This window comes from Caballeronia sp. BR00000012568055 (assembly GCF_029439455.1).
In the GTDB taxonomy this organism is placed as follows: Bacteria; Pseudomonadota; Gammaproteobacteria; order Burkholderiales; family Burkholderiaceae; genus Caballeronia.
On the sequence record NZ_JAQFVG010000179.1, the window covers coordinates 1 to 799 of the forward strand.

Genomic DNA, 799 nt, shown 5'->3' on the forward strand with positions numbered 1-799 from the left:
CTGGATGGCTGCCACACGAGCCGACGCGTACGCCGCTTTCGACCGTTTCGTGTCGATCCATTCGGCGAAATATCCGAAGGCAACCGAGACGCTGAAAAAGGATCGCGAGAGCCTGTTGGCGTTCTACGACTTCCCCGCTGAGCACTGGCAGCATCTGCGGACGACCAACGCGATCGAGTCGACGTTCGCGACGGTACGTCATCGAACGACGCGTACGCGTAACTGCGTGTCGCGGCCTACCTTCCTCGGTCTGGCATTCAAGCTGATCGAGGAGGCGGAGAAAACCTGGCGCCGCATCAACGGACCGGAAAAGATCAAGCTGTTGCTCGAAGGCGTCCCCTTCAAGGACGGCGAACCGGTGCAAGACGATCGACCGGTTCAGCAGAAACTCGCCGCTTGAAATCGACCGTCACGATGCTGCTCATACACCACTCTTGACGTTAGCTCGCGCAACTTGCAGTCCAGGCGTGCAGCGATTCTATACAGCACAAGGCTCGCGTAGAAACGCTGGCAGCGATGTTGCAAAAGTCACTGTCGGAAATCAACGCATGGTTGTGTCGCTAGCGCATCGACAGTGGTAGCACGGGGCAATGCGAAAAGCGCACCAACACAGAACAAAAAAGAGTAAAAAAATGGCCATCAACACTCTGATTGCAATTCAGTCAAATATCAGGTTACCGAAATTCCTCGTTGAGAAAATTCAGCGAACAAACTATTCGCTGACCGACGTAATGTACAAGGTGCTCGCGCGCTATCGCGACGCCGAGTCTATCTTCAATATTTCGCGCGAACATTCCGA

The 799-nt window shown here is 54.6% G+C and carries 1 protein-coding gene; it reads left to right on the forward strand.

The genetic code is table 11. The features are described from left to right. A partial coding sequence (locus tag P7F28_RS09640) for a transposase (protein ID WP_277184204.1) occupies positions 1–400 on the forward strand: 400 nt, incomplete at its 5' end. Between the last annotated feature and the right edge of the window lie 399 nt (positions 401–799).